Annotated in this window: 2 protein-coding genes and 1 pseudogene; 1 reads left to right on the forward strand and 2 read right to left on the reverse strand. The window is 39.1% G+C overall.

Translation table 11 applies throughout. From position 1 onward, the window contains the following. Nucleotides 1-491: LPXTG cell wall anchor domain-containing protein (locus HT691_RS05790; RefSeq protein WP_172925287.1), on the forward strand; the 491-nt coding region annotated here is incomplete at its 5' end. 154 nt (nt 492-645) lie between these two features. Here the strand turns inward: HT691_RS05790 and HT691_RS05795 are convergent. Next, nucleotides 646-831, reverse strand: a pseudogene (locus HT691_RS05795) (transposase); the annotation flags it as partial. Between the two features lie 228 nt (nt 832-1,059). Further along, a partial coding sequence (locus HT691_RS05805; protein ID WP_172925288.1) for a transposase occupies nt 1,060-1,317 on the reverse strand: 258 nt, incomplete at its 5' end.

A 1,317-nucleotide genomic window follows, 5' to 3' on the forward strand; every position in this document is an offset into this window, starting at 1 on the left:
AAGCTCTTAAAGCGGCAAAAGCTGTAGCAGCTAAAGAAGGTGCAAGTCAAGCAGAAGTTGAGAAAGCTAAGAATGACTTAGTTGCGGCAGCGGCAGCCTTGAATGGACAAGCAACAAGTAAAGATGAGTTGAAAGCTGAAATTGCGAAAGAAGATGCAACAAAAGCTGACGCCAAGTACACGAATGCAGACCAAGCTAAGCGTACTGCCTATGATCAAGCACTTGCAGCGGCAAAAGCTGTAGCAGCTAAAGAAGGTGCAAGTCAAGCAGAAGTTGAGAAAGCTAAGAATGACTTAGTTGCGGCAGCGGCAGCCTTGAATGTATCAGATATAGTAGCAGGAACTCAGCCTACATCGTATCAAACGAGAGCAATGTTGCCTAATACTGGTATACGATCAGATAATACTACAGCTGCTCTAGGACTTCTATCAATCTTTGGAGCAGTAGGTTTACTCTTTTCTAAAAAGAAAAAAGATGATGAAGAAGCTTAAGTAAATGATTCTATTTGATTCTCAATCGCTTTTACATACACAATTTTTTATCAATTAAAAAGAACTAGGGTAATCTACACATTAGCTGGATATACTTACCCTACAGTGGATAGTAAAAAGGGGCTCTTGGTCAACTGTAGAGTGTTGAAGTCAGCTAAGATCTAGAAAGGACAAATTTTGTCCTTTCTTTTTTGATGTTAAGAGCGATAAAAATCCGTTTTTTGAAGTTTTCAAAGTTCCGAAAACCAAAGGCATTGCGCTTGATAAGCTTGATGAGATTATTAGTGGCTTCCAATTTTGCGTTAGAATAGTGTAGTTGAAGGGCATTGATTTGTCTTTCAGAAAGATTGAGTTCGACACAGGCTCGTTTCTTTGTTTTCTTTCCTTTAGTACAGATTTTAAACAGCGAGCATTAGATTACATCAAAGAGGGGCACAGCCATGTCGAGGCAGCCAAGGTTTTTGATGTTGGCGTCAGAACTCTCTTCACGTGGGAAAAGAACTTACGTGAACAAGGACACTTAGAGAGGAAAAAGCGAGTCGTCAAAAACCGAAAGATTCCTTTATACTCAATCATTTTCAAAAAGCAACCTTGTCCATTGTCTGCTGACAGTGGACTTTAAAACGCTTTTTTCCAGTCCTTGAATAACTTCTTGAAGCTTATCAATGACGGCTTCCAATGTTTGGAAAGCCTTATTTTTGAAACCTCGTTTTCGAATTTCTTTCCAGACTTGTTCAATAGGGTTCATTTCTGGAGTATAAGGTGGGATAAAAGCTAACTCAATATTACTTGGAATCTCTAAGGTACTTGATTTATGCCATATAGC

Source organism: Streptococcus sp. 477 (genome assembly GCF_013277295.1).
Taxonomy (GTDB): domain Bacteria; phylum Bacillota; class Bacilli; order Lactobacillales; family Streptococcaceae; genus Streptococcus; species Streptococcus pseudopneumoniae.